The organism is Proteus sp. G4415 (genome assembly GCF_963896075.1).
GTDB lineage: Bacteria > Pseudomonadota > Gammaproteobacteria > Enterobacterales > Enterobacteriaceae > Proteus > Proteus mirabilis.
In genome coordinates, this window is sequence record NZ_CAWQOK010000129.1 from 13,613 (window position 1) to 33,717 (window position 20,105).

The 20,105-nt window shown below is 37.9% G+C and carries 7 protein-coding genes; 4 read left to right on the forward strand and 3 right to left on the reverse strand.

Features of this window, described 5'->3' with window-relative positions; genetic code table 11:
• Positions 1 to 89: 89 nt before the first annotated feature.
• The 3 genes from rtxA to AACU95_RS13845 form a co-directional block, all read right to left on the reverse strand.
• Positions 90 to 13,949 carry an MARTX multifunctional-autoprocessing repeats-in-toxin holotoxin RtxA gene (gene rtxA / locus AACU95_RS13835; protein ID WP_161737094.1) on the reverse strand — a complete coding sequence of 4,620 codons (13,860 nt, stop codon included), beginning with the start codon at positions 13,947 to 13,949 and terminating at the stop codon, positions 90 to 92.
• 232 nt (positions 13,950 to 14,181) lie between these two features.
• Complete coding sequence (locus AACU95_RS13840) at positions 14,182 to 14,352, reverse strand: hypothetical protein (protein ID WP_017827182.1); 171 nt, start codon at positions 14,350 to 14,352, stop codon at positions 14,182 to 14,184.
• Positions 14,353 to 14,385: 33 nt separating this feature from the next.
• Complete coding sequence (locus tag AACU95_RS13845; protein ID WP_004248541.1) at positions 14,386 to 14,532, reverse strand: hypothetical protein; 147 nt, start codon at positions 14,530 to 14,532, stop codon at positions 14,386 to 14,388.
• Between the two features lie 673 nt (positions 14,533 to 15,205).
• Here AACU95_RS13845 and acnB point away from each other — a divergent pair.
• The 4 genes from acnB to argO all read left to right on the forward strand — a co-directional run bounded on the left by acnB (position 15,206) and on the right by argO (position 20,089).
• Positions 15,206 to 17,803 carry a bifunctional aconitate hydratase 2/2-methylisocitrate dehydratase gene (gene acnB, locus AACU95_RS13850; protein WP_004244067.1) on the forward strand — a complete coding sequence of 866 codons (2,598 nt, stop codon included), beginning with the start codon at positions 15,206 to 15,208 and terminating at the stop codon, positions 17,801 to 17,803.
• 170 nt (positions 17,804 to 17,973) lie between these two features.
• Positions 17,974 to 18,345: a YacL family protein gene (locus AACU95_RS13855; protein WP_004244066.1), complete on the forward strand. Its 372-nt coding sequence runs from the start codon at positions 17,974 to 17,976 to the stop codon at positions 18,343 to 18,345.
• Between the two features lie 91 nt (positions 18,346 to 18,436).
• Positions 18,437 to 19,297, forward strand: coding sequence for a small-conductance mechanosensitive channel MscS (gene mscS / locus AACU95_RS13860; RefSeq protein WP_012368224.1), 861 nt, complete (start codon positions 18,437 to 18,439; stop codon positions 19,295 to 19,297).
• Between the two features lie 168 nt (positions 19,298 to 19,465).
• Positions 19,466 to 20,089, forward strand: a complete 624-nt coding sequence (gene argO / locus AACU95_RS13865) for an arginine exporter ArgO (protein WP_004244063.1) — start codon at positions 19,466 to 19,468, stop codon at positions 20,087 to 20,089.
• Positions 20,090 to 20,105: the final 16 nt, after the last annotated feature.

Below are 20,105 nucleotides of genomic sequence, written 5' to 3' on the forward strand. Positions count from 1 at the left end.
CATTGAGAGTACTCTTAAGATAAAAACCTCTCGCGTCACAGTTCATATCCAACGGAGAGGATTTATTATAGTTATAGAGTATGGTTAAACTACACTAATATGCCTTTTCCTGAAATTGTATCTGTCCAAGCTACGGCTATCATTTGTTTAGCCTCATCACTTATATTATCGAAAAATCCGGATGCGCCTGCCTTCATAGGAAATGTACTCATGGCCTGAATTTGAATAGCGAGTGCATTGCTTGATAAAGCCGTATATTCGCGCTGATCAGAGTGATCTTTATCAGTCATTGCGATAACGATTTTTGCCTGATTACCATTGAAATAATCAGTAAAAGTAGTTGAGCCAATGCGCTCAAATGTGGCTTGTTCCCCTGTATTTTGTGGGAAGCGAATATGTGAGATCTTTAAATCATAGCCACTGCGTTCAAACCATAATTTATTCCAATCAATATCTCCAAGTACAATATTATCTTCTTGGCTAATATCGTCTATATAACAATCAATCACATTATTATTAATCAGGAAGCTATCGATACCGTTTCCACCTTTGAAGTGGTTCTGATATCCACCTAATATGATAATATCATTACCTGTATTACCATTAAGAAGGCTAAATTTCGAGAATGAAGCTGCAATTAGTTGATCATTTCCATCGCCTCCATCAACTACGGCGTGATAACCCATTAGTTGAATTTCGTCATCACCGCCCCCTCCATTCAACCTATTGTAGTTACCAAAAATTTTGGCAAAATCATTGCCTTCTTCTAAGGATATTTGGTTGTGGTTACCAATTGTGACAACAAAATCTTGTTCACTACCACTGAAAATGCGATTGTAGTTACCGGTAGTGACAACATAGTCATTACCTGCATTAGTGTGAATTTCACCGCCTTCCCCAAAGACAAATGCTTTATCGAGTCCGTCACCTAAATAGACATTATTGATCCGACCGGCGATAATAGCAGTGTCATCTCCATCGCCTCCAAACATCATGTTTGAGCGCCCCATCAAGACGCCGAGATCATTTCCGTAACCCCCAGTAAAAATATTTGAGATCCCCGTTGCATAGAAAGTATCTGAACCACGCCCACCCCAAAAATTATTATTATCTCCTAGGTAAGCGCCGAGATCATTACCATCTCCCCCCCAGTTGAAATTATAGTTGCCAAGAGAGACATGTATGTCACCATCGCCTTTTAAATGACCACTATTACGCAAGAAATCGAGCGTTTTCTTCTCCATGTTCAGTACATCAGCTGCTAAATTTTCTTTGAGGTTTTCTGCGAGATCACGCATATCTGTTTGTTTATCTTTATTAAAGATTGTGGCAAATAGATTGGGGATATTTAGCGAATTGAAGCCGAAAGGGCGATCATTTTCCTCTGTGATCTTGCTATTTTCAGTTTGACTCGTTGTTATTGGTGTTTGGGCATTAATTGAAACTTCAGATTCATTTTGTTGATCTTCTGTCGCTTTTTCTTTTAAACCATGGCTTTCAGCAAATGAAATAATACCATCCTTGCCCAGATTAATAGATGATTGGAGGTTATCTAATAATTTAGTCGGATCAGTAAATGCGGACAGTTTTTCACCTCCAAACTCAGTCACTACAGCGAGCATATCTTTCAAAATAGCGACAACATCAATGGGCTCACCATTACGAGAGATTATTTTTCCATCTGTGGTAGAGTCTACTCCAAAAATATCCCCCAGAGTCGTGTCTGAACTCACGCTGGCTAACCGACCTAGCAATTTATTTTTTAACTTAGTTGGTAAGTTTTGGGGGGTATAAGTAAAGGTGGTTTCCACCATACCAGTTGCTGTAAATTGCTGCGTCATTAAGCCAAATAATGAGCCAAGATTAGTGTCTATAATAGACTGGATATTATCACCAAACATCAAGTTCCAATTCCCGGCAGTAACTTGAATATCAGCACCTTGACCACCAATGGCGAAATTAAAAGCGATTTTACTATCTAGTTGACGAAGTTGCTCAGCTCGGCTGATTTTTCCCATCTCGTTGTTATTGCCACTACCACCTAACCACTGGTTATATTTTTTGTTTAGTGTGGCTTCTAGATCACTCTTTAATCCACGGCTACTACGCTTATTCTGTGAATTCAGATCAGTCAGTGTTTTATAGTCAACATTGCTCGTTTGGTCTATTCCTGACATATCTATGGCAAATTTTTTAGCGCCAGCGAGTGTCCACTGATCGTTTTGTACCGACAACCAATCATTATCATTATTTTCACCTGAGCATGCGATTGACTCTAGAACTTTGGTGATTCTAGCAGCACCATCAAAAGGGTTGATCAGTGGAGGGGTTGGAATTGATTTTTCTAACATCACAATAAGATCATTACTACGCCCCAGATTAAAGCTGACGTTACGTGTACCAACAAATAATTGCATACCTTCGAAAGCTTGATAGCCAGCAATATCAACACTATGTTTACTATCACCATTACCAACGTGTACCATCACATTGTTATCACCGAAAACCAGTGATTTAAATCCGCCAGTACCTACTTTGATCCCAAGATTAGAGGTTCCCCAATTAACCGTTGTAAACTCGCCGTCACCCACACTGACTTGGATATTGCCAGAATAGCTTAGTGATGAATTATCACTTCCTGATGAGCTTTGTTTGGTTGATTTTTTACCTTTTTTGGGGGCGGTAAAGACTTCATTATTATCTGCAATTGCGCCACGTACTTTGTTGTCAGCTGAAGCACCTACTTTAGTCAAATCAATATCACCTTCAGCAACACCATTATGTATTTGCTCAAATTCAGTCGTGATTTTGCCTTCTTTATTCCAATCTAACACTACCTTGTTTTGGGTTTGTTTGGCTACCCACTCTCCGTTGTTATCTTTGGTGTATTTGTGACCATTGCTATCAACGGCGACCTCTGTTACTCGAGCAGAAACGCTACTACGAATGCCTTGTTGATCTAATGCATTGATAAACTGGTGGGCAAATCCTGCCTGCTTGTCATTACTTATTAATGAACAACCGACAATACTGATATGTTCAGGAGTTGTATTGATATGATTTTCTTTGCTGAATACGGTATTGAATTTAACCAATTGATTGGAAAGCTCATCAGCATTGTAGTTACTAAGGCGTAAATGATTATTTTCGGTTGTTTCACGACCATGGCCAACAAGCTGCCAACGTATTTTACCTGAAAGTTGTGCTGGGTCGCCATAAGCTACGCGGTAATGACCATCGGCATCCAATTGTACCACGATACTATTTTTGGCATGTTTAGCGGCAAGTGCCGAAGCTGCTTGAGCGACTATCGGATCATCCTCTGTTTGGATAATAATCTGGCTATCAAAACGACTATCACCCCCATTATCATTGGGTTTTACATATACCATCCCCCAATCAGTCACCTTATTCTTTTTTATCGGGTTTTGTATCGAATCTAACGCATTTCTGTGATTGGTGTTATTTACATACTCTGGGGATAGTAAACTTGATATTATTTGTTTACCGTATTGATTCATCAACTTAAGGCTCTCTAAATGAGAAACATCGGTTCTTTCTCCTTTAACTAGATATCCTTTATCAAGTAATTTAGTGCGCATTTTTTCACCACCAATGCCCAGCTCGCCACAGTCAGTGAGCAATATAATGGGGATATCTTTTGAGAAACCCTGTAGATTTTTTTCTACGGAGAATTGGCCATTGATTTTTTTTGCGAGTTGTCCAGTCAATTTCTTAAGGCTATATTCATCATAAGATTCAATTGCTTTTGACATACTTGGCATTGGTCTATCTAAGAATAGCCCAGCTATATGCTGACCGTTAGCTGAAATATCGCTGGCTAATTTAGCCGCAATTGGTGCCCCCATGGAATAACCATGAATAATAATATTTTTAGGATCGATACCTTTATCATTAACGAGATAACGGAACATGGTTTGTGCATCAGCATACATTCCTTGCTCTGTTGGCGAGCCATCGCTTTCGCCAAACCCTCTCATGTTAATCGCTAACATATCGATGCCTTGTTGGTTATAATAATGATAAAAACTAGAGGATTGTTTTTCGGTAGGGGAATTTGAACCATGTAAAAATAGTACTACTTTCTTATCGGTAGCTTCTGGAATATTGTCGTTTCCTCTGTAATATGATCCTGTAAGACGGCCTGCATCCCCTTTTAATGTTATTTTTTCTTCATTTTTTATTCTCATCACCGTTGTCATGTCTCTACGACGTTCATAGCTGCCGAAAAAATGATCATTAAAAAAACGTGTTAATGGGCTAAGATTTTTTCTCTCGTTTGGTGATGTACCGTCATTATCAATAGCCACTTTATTGTGGTCTGATAATGCTTGTAAATTAGAATGTATAGGTTTGCCTTGTTGTACCGCAATTTGGGCTAAGCGTGCTTCCTGTATCTTTTGAGAAAATTTATACAACTCATTTGGTGTCCATATGCCAAATCGAGGTTTCCAATGATGACCAATCAGTTGATCTGCTCCGCCTGCTTTTAATATTCTAGCAACAATACTAGAACAGTTCTTGGTTAATAATTGGTAACGAGGATCAGACTGGCTATTAATGCGCTTCCACTCTTTTTGCATGGCGGCGGCATCAAGTCCCTCTAGATTAATGCGAAACACCACGCCATCATTTGTATCATCAGCGACACTTGTTTTGAAATTTTCTGTTTTTCGGTCTTCAATTTCTTTAATTTTCTTGATTTCCAATGCAAAGGTTTGGTTAATCATCGCTGTTGGAAAGGCGACTTTTAGCCAGTTTTTCACTGCGATTGAAAAGTTTGTTGATACTTCAAGTAGATTACTATTTGGGCTTTTCCACTGTTTAATAAAGGGGTGTGAAATTTCAGGTGGGATAAGTGTTTCTGGTATCAAATGAGGAGCTTTCAACAGTAAGCCTGCGATTTCAGGTGTAATATTTTCGAGACCTCGGGTAAGATTCGTTTTATCTCTAAATTCTTTTAACTGTCTGTCATTTTCCCCTTCATCTTTATTTAATTTGAAATTCGTCTTTTCCTCTTCTTGAATATCAATTTGTAAAGTCATGAAATTTGTTGAGCGACTCACTGGTTGGCTTAAATCATACCAGCGTAATTTTAAATCAGGATTTTTTTCTGTTGTAATATTCAGTGGGTTTGCGAGCGATTTGCTCCCGGCAGGCCACCAACTGACATAATTATTATCATGGTTATCCTGCACACTATCGCTATCTAATTGTAAGCGCCCAGAACCTATTTGTAGCGCAGCATGCCCCAAGCGACTATGTTTGCTGGGCTTCCAGATATATAGTGTAGAACTGATTGGTGAAACTTGTTGTTCAATTGCTTGGTGAATTTTTTTCAATCCTGACAGGTCAATACCATGGCCATTTCGGGCAAATTCATTTTCTGTAAATTGATTAAATACCTGATTGGTAATTTCACTGCCATACTCTTTTTCGACCAATCTTTTAATGCTTGTGATTGCATTTTTACCACTGATAAGTTTGTCTTGGTTTTGTAAATTATTTTTCCCTTTTGTAACAAAGTTGCCGTTTTCATCAAGATAAATATGTTTGTTGATTTTTAAGTTAGCATTTGAAAAAAGCTCATATAAATGACTAAAAGTATTATTTGAATCAACTTGCTGGCTATTACTTAATAAGATAGAAGCATGTTTATAACGTATATCAACTTGGTCGCGTAATTGTTGCAATGCTTCGTTACGTTTTGAATCAGGGTGTTTAAGCAGATAACTATTAATTTGTATACGTAATGTGGATAGTTGCTGAAATATATCTATTGGTGTGTTGTTTGTATTTGTACTTTGTAATTCATAATCTCTAAGCGATTGAATGATCGCTTTATAATTTTCACCGCGTGCTTTTCCTGTCACCTCTGCAGCGGAGGTTAATTCATCAGCAGTCATTAGATTCGAATAGGCAACAGGTTGCCAATTTTCACCGACTTTTTCTGATAATATTCGTGAATGGTTTTTATCGAGTGACACGATTGTATTATCTAAGAAATAAAGTTGCTCAGGGATAGAGTCAAAATCACGATAATGAGTGAGTATAAAATTACTCATTATTTTTTGTTGTTCTTGATTATCTCCATTTTTTATATAAATAAATTTTTCATTCGTTTCATCTGATGCTTGTGTCAGTAGAAAACCCGTTTCCTGTTCACTAAAAACAATATTGAGCTTTTGTTCAGCAGAAATAAGAGGGGAGGTGTTTTCTAGCTCTTGACGGATATTTTCAGAACCTGACAACGCGTGTAAGTTAGGTGGAATCATTCTACTTTGTTGTCGTGCCATTTGCGCTTCTTGTAACTCTTGAGCAAATGCGAACATTTGATTTGGTGTCCAAATATTATATTTAGGTTGCCAGTTATAGCCAATCAGTTCATCTGCGCCACCCGCTTTTAAAATTTTCGCTACGATACTCGAACAATTTTGGGTTAATAAATGATAACGACCATTAGGTGAATTTTTAATTCGTTGCCATTCAGCTTGCATAGCAGCAACGTCTAACCCCTCTAAATTAATACGGAATACTCGTCCTTCATCAGGTAAGCTGGTTTTAAATCTGTCAATACTTTTTTGTTTTTGCTCAGCAAATTCGTTTTCTACTAAAGCAATTCGTTTTTTCGTTAACGTTGGATCCTTACCTTCTTGTATCCAAGTCTTCATCGCTTTTAATAATTGAATAGATATATCTTCTTGTTGTGTTTTTATATTATCCCATTGTTCAATAAAAGGCTGTGCAACAGAAAGTGGGATTTTTCTTTTTGATAGTAACGTGGGCTCTGTCAATAGTATCATGGCACCATTTATAGTTATGGTATTTCCACTAAATTTACCTTGTACAGCTTCTAGAAAATTTGTGGCGATGTTGTTGAGTTTTTTCTGAGTTATTACCCATTCATCAATAAAAGGCTGTCCAATTGTTCGCGGTATTTTTGAATTTTCTATATAATTTGGGATCGTCAATATATTTTTTGCGTCTGCAAGAGATAAATCATCTGCAGTGGTGACCGTTTCACCTTTCGCAATATTCATGAGTCGGTCATATCTGTTTAGTTCTTTATATTTGTAATTTAAACCAAAGCCATCATTTTCTTCTGCTGCAACATCCGATGCTAACGACTCTTTTGGTTGTGAGGGGACTCCCATCACATCAAAATATGACTTCGCCTTGTTAGGCCACCAACTGATGTAGTTTTCTTTATGATTATTTTGTGCGTCTTCTGTGTTTAACAGTAAGCGACCTTGACCTATTTGTAGTGTGGCGTGTCCCAAATTACTATGATTGCTTGGTTTCCAGATATATAAGGTTGCACTATGAGGAGATAGTTCCCGCTCAATAGCTCTGTGAATTTTTTTTAACCCTGAAACATCAATACCCTCGCCGTTTTCAGCGAATTCATTATTTGCAAATTGACTGAAGACTTTATTGGCAATCGGTGCGCCATATTCTTTTTCTACGGCATTTTTTACTCGCTCAATCACTTCTTTTCCGCTGGTTAGTCTATTTTTCCCTTGCAGATTGTTTTTTCCTTCAGTGACAAAGTGTCCGTTAATATCAATATAAATGTGTTTACTTCTTTTTAAATTGGCATTTGAAAGTGAATCGTATAAGCGACTAAAGCTGCTATCAGCGTTGATGGTGTGACTATCTTGTATTAAAGCCGATGCGTGTTTATAACGTGTATTGACTTGAGTTTGTAACTGTTTCAATCCATCATTGCGTTCAGAGTCGGGGTGTCCTAATAGGTAACCATCAATTTGGTTTCGCAACTGAGCTAGCACTCTCAATTTCTCTATTGGTAAGCAGTTTGTATTCGATTCTTTTTCATGGTATTCCGAGAGAGTTGTAATGATTGATTTATAACTTTCGCCTTGTATTTTGCCTTTAACACTTGCAACTTTATGTAGTTCATCAACTGACATGACTTTTGAATCAGTTAGCATTTGCCATTTATGTTCTACGTATTCTGCAAGTATCCTATCTTTGTTGTTATGACTTGATTTAATTTTGTCATTTTCTAAATGAAGTTCATTAGGCATTGCTTCAAAATTTGAATAATTAGCTAAAATAAAGTGTTCTATTATTTTTTGCTGAGTGGGATCATTGATGTTATCCAAATAAATATTTTTTTGGATACGACCACTATTTTTTTCCAAAATAAAAGTAAAGTAAGTATTTCTATTCTTAATTTTTACATTGAATTTTTGTTTTAGCGTTTCAAAAATGGGGCTTTCGCCTAATCCAGAAAGATTGACCGCGATAGCTCCTATTTTGTGATATTGAAGATTGCCTGAACGAAGAGAAGGTTGTTGATAGGTTGCTACGTCATCTCCATTAAGGTCTGATGTAAAAGAGGGAAGAACGTTTGCCGATTTTTGTCGGATCCCAGCATTAATGCTTAAACGATTAATGGCTTGCTGAGCATCATCAAGTAATTCCTGATTAAATGTTGTCAGTTTATTATTGAAACGACCATCATTTTTTTTAGTTGATATTGGTTTGATATAACTGGATGGATTATCATCAGCCCCCTCTACATAGGCCGCTTCTCCGGATAAACCGCTACCATGCGCCCTGTGACGATTAGGTTTATCACTTTCTTTCAGTTGAACAGATTTAGCTTCTTTTTGTGCTTTATCCGATATGCTAGTCGCTGTTTTTTGCTCCGTATCTCCTCGTGATCTCGCATCTTCCACCATGGTTGATGCTTTTTTCTCTGCCATTTGAGCACTATTTTTTTTATCTATCGCGTCTGAGTATCTTTTATCTGCATCATTTTTTGCTTTGGAAGTATCGAGTTGCACTTCTTGACAATGTTCTTCACTTTGAATAACGCCATATTCCGATTTTTTTATCGATTTTTTCACCTTTGTAAGGTTTGCAACATACTGAGTTTTAATATTATTAACAGGCACTGAAACAATTTTTTTAGTATTAATTAAGCTCTTCTGTACATCCTTTAAAATTCCTTCCGCGAATGGCTCACTCCATGGTTGATCTGAGGGGGGGGCATCTTGTGAATATTCGCTGAGTACTTCCAGTGTTTGACCAACTGTGGTCAAATTGTGTGTTACTGAATTAGCTTCTTCAAGAATGGCATCGCGTTCTCTATGGCCGTTTTTCTCCAGTGCAAGGTGATCGGTCGATTCAAGTTCAGTCTGTGTGGTAGAGATGTGGTCTAATAGGCGTTGTTTTTCATCAGTTAGTTTTTGACGATTGGCATCTGCCTTCTTTTTGTCAGCGAGGGCATTTTTTGTCGCATCAGAATCTGAGATATGCTTGTTTATATTTGCTACAGCTGATTTAGCGACAATATTTCTTAGTCTGTAATTATTTCCTTGCAAGCCATCAGAGCCTGGAATGGTAAAAATAAGACGATTATTTTCTGCATTTGCGGTTAATTTAATTTGTTGTTGTTGCCATGCTATTGACTTATCATCACTTGATGAAGTGAAGACAACCTCACCATTCCAGATAACACTTAATTTATTCTCTGTTGGCGTATTATCTTGTCGTTCATACTCAAAACTTAATTCAATCACCTCATTTTGCATTAAACCACTAATATCTTGATATATAGCGATATTTGGTTCATATTCTTCCTTGTATTCTGCTATAAGTCCACCATCCCAATAATCTTTATTATTAGTATTAGTTGGTGTATCAATAGAGGCTCTATGTCCATATTGGCTAATTGCTGTAATTTTATCCTGAGTATATGCAATATTCCAACCTTCTGTTACAGGTTTAAATCCATGTTTAAAGTCACCATTTATGATCAAATTCGGACTGTTATTGGTTAAGTTGGATTCATCTGTATTAACATCACTTAAACTAGGGGTTTCTACCTCTGTGATATGACCTTTTAAATTTATATCAATGTTACTCTTCACTTCGTCGATTTTGTTCATTTTGAAACCGTCGATTGAAGATTTTTCAATTAAATGAATAGCGCCTTTGCCTTTGCGGGAGCCGGAAGTGGTTACATCATCACCTTGTACTAAATAGTTAATAGCCTGACTCCCGACCACACCAAGTACACTCTGTTTTATATTGCCGAAGAAAGTAGCGAGTTTATTACTTTGAGTATTACTAGAAGCAACCGATAAGCTGTAGATATCACCATTGCCAATTTTAACGATGACATTGTTTTTTGCGTAAGAGGCGTTAATACCTAAACCGTTACCAACATGGATATTTGCATTAGCGGTACCTTTCATGACCGAAACATTTAAGCCGTCACCCACTTTGGTACTTACGTTATATTTCCCCCAAGCAACGTTTACAGATACACCATTCCCCACTTTAGTATTGATATTTGCGTTGCCGTATGTAACGGTAACACCTAGGCCATCACCTACGGTTGTTGTAATATTTGCTTGGCCTTTTGCTATGGTGACTTGCGTGCCATTACCTACTTTTGTCGAAATATTGGCTTTACCCCAAACTATGCCATAGTTGTCACCTTTTCCGAGCATAGTGACAATATTTGCATGACCTTTTGCTAAGGCGACCTGACGACCATCACCAATTTGTGTTACAACATTCCCATTGCCCCATGCACCAGTATAATTATTTCCACTACCTACGTGTGTAATAATATTGATATTACCTTTAACAACAGAGGTTTCTTGTCCATTACCTACTTTGGTAATGATGTTGGCATTTCCTTTGGCGAAGTTATATCGTTCACCATCGCCGATATGAGTGAAAATATTAGCTTTACCCCATGCCGCATTAATGCCTAAACCATAGCCTACTTTTGTGATGATATTGGCGTTGCCTTTGGCAAAACCAATCGTGGTGCTATTACCAATATGGGTCATAATATTTCCCACCTTTGAAATCAGCAGACCTACGGTGAGCCCATCACCCACTTTTGTTAAAATATTCGCTTTTCCGCCGAGGATCGCAGCGGTTATTCCATCACCTACATGAGTAACGATATTTCCTTTCGCACCAGCAATGATTCCCGCAATGCCATCACCCACTTTTGTTATGATATTGGCTTGGCCTAATGCAAGTATGCCAGTTATCCCATCACCGATATGGGTCATAATATTGGCTTTGCCAAACATCGCTGATAATGTGGTTCCATTACCCACTTTGGTCATGATATTTGCTTTACCAGAAAACAGCCCAATACTAATGCCATCACCGACATGGGTATAAATATTAGCCACACCTAGCATTAATCCCAATGTTAATCCATTGCCAACTTTGGTAAGGACATTACCTTTACCCACCATTGCAGCAAAGGTTTCTTCATGCCCAATGTGAGTAAAAATATTAGCACTGCCAATCATTGCAGCTAATGTCATGCCATCGCCCACTTTTGTGGCTATATTGCCTATCGCTAACATTAGAGCAACCGACATTCCATCACCCACATGAGTGAACACATTCCCTTTGGCGATCATTAGTGCCAAAGTATTCCCATTGCCTATTTTGGTATAGACGTTGCCTAAACCTCCCATTAGTGCCCAAGCTTCACCATTACCTATATGGGTGAATATATTGCCACCACCGACCATGGCACCCATACTGGTTCCATTACCGACTTTAGTGAAAATATTCCCCACAGCGCCCATTATACCTAGGGTTTGCCCATCGCCAACATGTGTTAGTACATTACCAATACCTAGCATAATGCCTGAAAGATCACCATTACCTACTTTAGTTAAGATATTGGCACCTCCAAGCATAACGCCATGTATGTTACCGTTTCCGATATGTGTTAGGACATTGCCACCTCCCCCCATTATGGCTAAAATATCACCTTGACCTTTTTTTGTTAAAATATTTAATCCACCTAGGGTGATAGTGTAAGTGTTTGATTTTATTTTGTTATTGCTGATATGTGTAATGATATTAGCACCACCTAACATGATGCTACTTAGGTCGCCTTCACCCATTTTAGTCAGGACATTTCCACCGCCGCCGAGTAACGATGTAATAGTACCAGCACCGACTTGTGTCATGACATTAAGTCCGCCTAATGCTCGCCATAAAGCCTTATCACGCTGATGACTATCAATCTGGGTATGGGTATTTAATCCTCCTAACATTGTGATATGACTATCACCTTGTCCTTTGTGAATAGAAACATTCCCTAATGCCGTAAGATGTGCTTTATATTCACCGTCACCAATTCGGATTAATACATTCGTGGCACCAGTAGCATTAATGTTCATTCTTCCTTCTTTACTTTGATGTAGTAAGACATTTGCTAATCCTCCTCCATCAAATGTTAGGTCTCCTCTTTGACCTTTTTTTACAATGATGTTGGCTGCGCCTCCACCAGTAAAGTTGGTATTACCATAATTAGAGTTATGTTTTATTACATTTGCTATGCCGCCACCTGTAAAATTGATATCACCTTGTGTAACATCAGATTTAATGACATTACCAGCGCCACCACCTGTGAAATTGATATCACCAGAGCATTCAGCAGAATTATCGTCTTTAAAAAGTTCTTGTGCTACGCCCAACTTGATTGTTTCTAGAGACTTTCTTTGGATTTGTTCTGTATTAATGTGTTGAAATACTTTTAAATTAGATAATTGATAGTGGCTATCAGCATTTATTTTTGTGAAACGTGGTGATTCGATAATTTCTTGTTTTTCTAATGTATTCCAACAATTATTGACCACACTAAGATTATAGGTATCCTCAAAATTTTTTTTATCAAAACGTATGTTCCTAATGTCCCCACTATCAGGCGTTATACGCCAAAGTTCGGAATCGTATTGAAGTTTTCCCGTTTCAGGATCATTGTAAATTTTGACTTTATTAAAGGTATAATCTCGACGACCATAGTCTGATATGAATAAATTGGTATCCCCTGGGCCCGGTGTTTTAAACAAATAAGTATTTGGTTCTCGCAATGATTTAATCGCTTTTACTTCAACAGGTTTACCGGATTCGAAATTTTGCTTATTATCACTTGTTAGAAAATTAATACTTTTATCTAAGTCTAGATTTAACATATAAGCACTTGTTAGAAAAATATTTTCAGCTTTCGTATATTCAACTAATAAATCATTATGAGGATGAACTTGAGTTGTACGAATGATCTCATTGTAAGCCCCAGCTCCATAAAATGTGATATTGCCTTGTGCTATATTGGAATAGATATGATTATAACCTCCCCCCCCCGAAAAATAGATATTGCCACTTGTTTCTTTATAGGTATCAGTATTTCGGCTGATACGTGTAAGCCTATTATTGGCTCCTGCTCCATACATAAAGATATCGCCTGATTTACCTTCGCGTATTAAGACGTTTTCTAAGCCACCTCCGGTAAATTTAATATCACCTGTTTCAACGCGAGAGAAGATTCCGTTGCCTCCGCCTAATCCTTCAAAATTAATATTTCCTTTTGAATTTTGATAGCTATTAAACCAAGTACGAACCAATTTATTATAGCCTCCCCCCCCTTTAAACGTCATATTGCCAGTATTGGTTTCATGCCAAATTTGATTGTAACCGCCAGCACCTTGGTAGTTGATATTACTAATTGCGCCTTTACGGGTGATGATATTTGCAATAGCAGCTCCTGAATAATTGATATTTCCATATTCATATCCAGTATGATTAATCTTAATCGCGGCAGAAGCACCAACATATTTCAGATCGCCATGACCGGACTTTTCAATTTCTCCCCATGCATTTAATCCTCTGACATCTAAATCACCGTTCTCATCAATAATCTTAAGATAAGCACTTCCCCCTCTGACAAAATCGTGCCCGTCTCCGGTGTAAGCGGTAACTGCAAATGTTCCGACTGTGATTGTATCGTGTCCCTTTCCTGCATAAATGATCCCTCCAAAACCTATGGCATCAATATCGTCATTTCCATCTGTACCATAACGTTTTCCTGTAAAAGTAAACTCTAAATCTTTTAAAATTTTTGACATCATTTTCCCTCAAACTTATTTTTAATAAAAAGTACAGTAATTTTTAAATACAGTAGTTCTAGCATCTCTATATACCCTTCTAGCGTCTGACTTGACTGAATTGTCTTTTTTAAGACAAAAAAACTGAAGAGAGAAGATTATTGTAAATAATCGTTTCCTCTCTTTAATTAGTTGTATTTATTTCAGTTATTAATAAACAAGGTAAGAGTTAATTTATGATGAATAAGTTCTTCTATAAAATTATTCTTCTATTATTTGTTTTTTTTATTAAATGAAGGGCAGTAAAATTTTCAGTCATATTAGTTTCATTTTGAAGAATAGGAAGTAGATCTGCTGCAATTAGCTTTTCAAACTCTTTGTTTATGCATGGATTTTCCAGCATGCTTTTAATTATTGAAGCCATATAAATAAAACCAGAAGCAGGAATGTGGATCACTTACTTTAGGGCTAATTCTTCATCTTTTTCTGGCATGATACCTTGTGCTATTTTATGAGGATCTTGACCGACAAAATAGAGTGAAAATATACTATTATTATAATTAATGCTTGATATTTCTTGGACAAATTTTTCGTTAATTGCCATAAAGACTTTCTCCATATAATTAATCATTTTAATGAATAAATCGATAATTTTCTTTTTTTAAATGTAAAGGTTGAACGTAATTGCTAAGTGCTATTTGTAAATGAACTTAATGAAATTATTGTTTAAATAATTAGCATGGTAATGCTATTTCATATTAATATGTTAGATTTTAAAACTCTATCAAAAAATAATTATTATATGGGGTTTATAGTAGTTTATTGATTAAGTTTTTATTTGTTGGTGATGTTGGGTTTATTTTTATAAGCATTCTATTTAAAATAATTCTAAAGGATGTATGTGTAAGGTTTATTGTTCTAGTTATTTATTACTTAAATCAAATGACTTTAATTTACAAGATAAGTTACGTTTACCGAGTAGCACTGATATCTATTTATTAACTGAGTTTATTGGTAAAAACGAGGCTGGTGAAAAATGCCTATTAGATTGAGTGTCATAATATGAATAAGGTGAGATTTACGTTTGTTGTATGTTGCTTTTATGTGAACGAATTAACATAGTGTTGAAAATTTGCTATGCTGATAGCCCTTAGCTGGGCATAATTTCACAACCATAGATGTTTTATGCGAGCAAAAGATCCTCTGACCTGGCATCCAACTAGATAGGGTGCAGACAGCCGGGTTATACAAAATGACAAAGAAGCGAGGAGAAAGTCGTGCTAGAAGAATACCGTAAGCACGTAGCAGAGCGTGCAGCTGAAGGTGTCGTTCCAAAACCTCTCGATGCCACACAAACAGCCGCACTTGTTGAGCTATTAAAGTCCCCCCCAAAAGGCGAAGAAGAATTCCTTCTTGATTTAATTGTTAACCGTGTTCCACCCGGCGTTGATGAAGCCGCTTATGTTAAAGCAGGTTTTTTAACGGCTCTCGCAAAAGGTGAAACAACATCACCGCTTATCACGCCAGAAAAAGCCGTAGAATTATTAGGTACTATGCAAGGTGGCTATAATATCCATGCATTAATTGAAGCGCTAGATAACGACAAACTGGCTCCTATTGCGGCAAAAGCACTTTCTCATACCTTATTGATGTTTGATAGCTTTTATGACGTTGAAGAAAAAGCGAAAGCTGGCAACGTTTACGCGAAACAAATTATGCAATCTTGGGCTGATGGAGAGTGGTTTACTGAACGTCCAGAACTTGCTGAAAAAATCACGGTAACCGTGTTTAAAGTGACGGGTGAAACCAATACAGATGATTTATCACCAGCACCAGATGCTTGGTCTCGTCCTGATATCCCATTACACGCTCTAGCTATGCTAAAAAATGCCCGCGAAGGCATTGAACCCGACCAACCGGGTAGCGTTGGCCCGATTAAACAAATCGAAGCACTGAATAAAAAAGGTTTCCCACTGGCTTATGTGGGGGATGTTGTCGGAACAGGCTCTTCACGTAAATCTGCAACCAACTCGGTACTTTGGTTTATGGGGGATGATATCCCTTATGTACCAAATAAACGCGGTGGTGGAGTTGTATTGGGTGGCAAAATTGCCCCTATCTTTTTCAACACGATGGAAGATGCCGGTGCATTACCTATTGAGGTTGATGTTTCTAAATTAAATATGGGTGATGTTATTGATATTTACCCATACAAAGGTGAAATCCGTAACCATGAAACCAATGAGTTATTGGAAACCTTTGCACTAAAAACAGAAGTACTGATTGATGAAGTGCGTGCGGGTGGCCGTATTCCTTTGATCATCGGTCGTGGATTGACCTCAAAAGCTCGTAGCGCCTTAGGTTTACCACCTAGCACTTTATTCCGTCATGCCAAAGCAGTGGAACAGAGCGATCGTGGTTTCTCACTTGCACAAAAAATGGTGGGACGCGCTTGTGGTCGTGATGGTATTCGCCCTGGTGAATATTGCGAACCCAAAATGACCTCCGTTGGCTCTCAAGATACTACAGGGCCAATGACACGTGATGAACTGAAAGATTTAGCATGCTTAGGTTTCTCCGCTGATTTGGTTATGCAATCATTCTGTCATACCGCCGCTTATCCAAAACCTGTTGATGTAACCACCCATCACACGTTACCTGATTTTATTATGAATCGTGGAGGGGTTTCACTGCGTCCGGGTGATGGCATTATTCACTCATGGTTAAACCGCATGTTATTGCCAGATACTGTTGGTACTGGTGGTGACTCACATACACGTTTCCCTATTGGTATTTCATTCCCTGCAGGTTCAGGCTTAGTCGCTTTTGCAGCGGCTACAGGGGTAATGCCATTAGACATGCCAGAATCGGTGTTAGTACGCTTTAAAGGTAAAATGCAACCGGGGGTAACGCTACGTGATCTGGTTCATGCCATCCCACTTTATGCCATTAAAGAAGGGTTATTGACCGTTGAGAAAAAAGGTAAAAAGAATATTTTCTCTGGTCGTATCTTAGAAATTGAAGGTTTACCTGAACTTAAAGTTGAGCAAGCTTTTGAGCTAGCTGATGCATCGGCTGAGCGTTCTGCTGCGGGTTGTACGATTAAATTAGATAAAGCACCGATTATCGAATATCTACAATCTAACATTGTCTTATTAAAATGGATGATAGCAGAAGGTTATGGTGATCGTCGTACACTTGAGCGTCGTATTACGGCAATGGAAAATTGGTTAGCTGATCCGCAATTACTTGAAGCAGATGCGGATGCTGAATATGCTGCTGTAATTGAGATCGACTTAAACGAAATCAAAGAGCCTATTCTTTGCGCGCCAAATGATCCTGATGATGCTCGTCTATTATCAGAAGTTGCAAACAGCAAAATTGATGAAGTCTTTATTGGCTCTTGCATGACCAATATTGGGCATTTCCGTGCAGCGGGTAAATTACTCGACCAACATAAAGGTCAATTACCGACACGCTTATGGGTTGCACCACCAACAAAAATGGATGCAGCACAACTGACTGAAGAAGGTTATTACAGCGTCTTTGGTAAGAGTGGCGCTCGTATCGAAGTGCCGGGATGTTCATTATGTATGGGTAACCAAGCGCGAGTGGCGGATGGGGCAACGGTTGTTTCAACATCAACACGTAACTTCCCGAATCGTTTAGGTACGGGGGCGAATGTCTACCTTGCATCCGCAGAGCTTGCGGCAGTGGCTTCACTGTTAGGACGTCTACCAGAGCCACAAGAGTATCTTGATTTTATCAATAAAGTCGATGAAACGGCGGAAGATACTTACCGTTATCTCAATTTTGACCAACTAGAGCAATATACAGATAAAGCAACACAAGTGATTTTCCAAACCACGGTATAACTGAGTTTGATTTTTCACTAAAAATTGATTACAACTGCGTTCCAACATATAACGTTGTTCAGCAGTCTGAAACAGGAGGCAATGCCTCCTGTTTTTTTGTTATTTTTGCCATAATAACAATAGATATTTTATATAGAAAAAGGCGACAGCTAATTTAAGGGGCATACACCATGGACTATGAATTTCAGCGTGATCTTACTGGCGGTATATTGGCCCGTTTTTCAATGGATCATGAGGCGATTGGTTATTGGTTAAATGATGAGATCCAAGGTGATATCAGCTTAATCGATCAAATTTTGACTGAGATGGACGAAGTTAAAGGCAGTGAGAAACAGTGGCAATTGATTGGTAAAGAATACAGCTTATCTATTGATGATGAGGAAATTATGGTAAGGGCGAATACTCTCCATTTTGAAACCGATGATTTAGAAGAAGGGATGAGCTACTACGATAATGAAAGCATCGCATTTTGTGGATTAGATGATTTTGCTACTATGCTACAAAAATATCGGTTATTTATTCTGGAAAATAGAAGAAGTTAACAAATCCCATATATTTATTAAATAAATCTGCCACAATATACTATTGGTTGCTATTCTTTTTATTAGGATTATAAGTTTAAAAGGTGGTCTAATGAATGAATTACCTGCGAGTTTAGATGAAGCAACAGGTTGGTTTGTTGCTAATCAAGAACTCTTTATTCAATATGCTGTGAATATCGTTGCTGCATTCTTGATCCTATTTATTGGTCTTTTTGTCGCTAAAATGGTCAGTAAAGGGGTTGCACGAATTTTAACGTTACGCCATATCGACGCAACGGTTGTGACATTCTTGTCTGTCTTGGTGCGTTATACCGTTATTGCATTCACTTTGATTGCAGTATTAGGTCGATTAGGGGTTCAAACAGCTTCTGTTATCGCAGTACTTGGTGCGGCAGGTTTAGCGGTTGGTTTAGCATTACAAGGCTCACTCTCTAACTTTGCAGCGGGTGTTTTAATTGTTATCTTCCGTCCTATTCGTGCTGGTGAATACGTGATGATTGGTGCTGTCGAAGGTACGGTGCGAGATGTACAAATATTCTCGACCACATTACGTTCAGCGGATGACCGGATCATTGTTATTCCAAATAGCAAAATTATCAGTAGTGAGGTTATTAACCTTAGCCGTGAGCCAAATCGTCGTACACAAATTATTGTCGGCGTTGCTTATGATGCTGATATTGATAAAGTCAAACAAGTGCTCGGTGATGTTGTTGCGCAAGATAAACGTATTCAACATAACCAAGGCGTGACAATACGTTTACATGAAATGGCGCCTTCTTCATTAAACTTTGTGGTACGTGTTTGGACCACCAATGATGATGCATGGCCAGTTTATTGGGATCTTATGGAAAACTTTAAACGCGCGCTAGATGCAAATAATATTGGTATTCCATTCCCACAAATGGATGTCTATATGCATCAAGCACAAAATACCGTGATGAAAGCAGAATAAGCACTATTGTTATAAAACACATCTCAAGAGCCACCGATTAAGCGTGGCTCTTTTATTTTTACCGCTATTAGTTTTTCTTATTATCAATAAGAATGATTCATTTCCTCTAATAACAAAATCCTTTTATTATTTTTCTTAATTTAATGAATAATTATTAGGATATTTTGCATGTTAACAACATTTTTTCAGGGGTTTTTATTAAGTGCAGCAATGATATTGCCCATTGGTGCGCAAAATGCCTTTGTTTTGCAACAAGGTAGTAAAAAACAATACCATTTAATGAGTGCATTTTTATGCGCTTTAAGTGATGTGATATTAATTAGCGGGGGAGTCTTTGGTGGAAGTGCATTACTGAGCCAATCAGAATATCTTTTATTACTGATCACTTGGGGCGGTGTGGCTTTTTTATTGTGGTATGGCTGGAATGCGTTTAAAACCGCTTTTACAAAAGAGATTGAATTATCACAACATAAAAATCAAGTGAAAAGTCGTTGGCGGGTGATTGTAACTTTAGTTGCCGTCACTTGGCTAAATCCCCATGTTTATCTTGATACCTTTGTAGTGCTTGGCAGTATCGGAGGGCAATTATCAGCAGAATTACGTCCTTGGTTTACTTTTGGCGCGGTATTCGCATCGATTAGTTGGTTTTTTGCTTTATCACTACTAGCGGCTTGGTTTTCACCTATTTTAAGCCAAGTGACCGCTCAACGTATCATCAACTTGTTTGTGGGGTGTGTGATGTGGTTTATTGCTCTGCAATTGGCCGCTCAGGGATGGAAAAACCTCTTTTAATCTGAAAGAACTTTAC

What these genes read in the sequence shown, in the direction of transcription:
- AACU95_RS13845 (WP_004248541.1), bottom strand. Translation starts at nt 14,532, where the DNA reads ATGGCAATTAACGAAAAATTTGTCCAAGAAATATCAAGCATTAATTAT.
- AACU95_RS13840 (WP_017827182.1), bottom strand. Translation starts at nt 14,352, where the DNA reads ATGGCTTCAATAATTAAAAGCATGCTGGAAAATCCATGCATAAACAAA.
- mscS (WP_012368224.1), top strand. Translation starts at nt 18,437, where the DNA reads ATGAATGAATTACCTGCGAGTTTAGATGAAGCAACAGGTTGGTTTGTT.
- rtxA (WP_161737094.1), bottom strand. Translation starts at nt 13,949, where the DNA reads ATGTCAAAAATTTTAAAAGATTTAGAGTTTACTTTTACAGGAAAACGT.
- AACU95_RS13855 (WP_004244066.1), top strand. Translation starts at nt 17,974, where the DNA reads ATGGACTATGAATTTCAGCGTGATCTTACTGGCGGTATATTGGCCCGT.
- argO (WP_004244063.1), top strand. Translation starts at nt 19,466, where the DNA reads ATGTTAACAACATTTTTTCAGGGGTTTTTATTAAGTGCAGCAATGATA.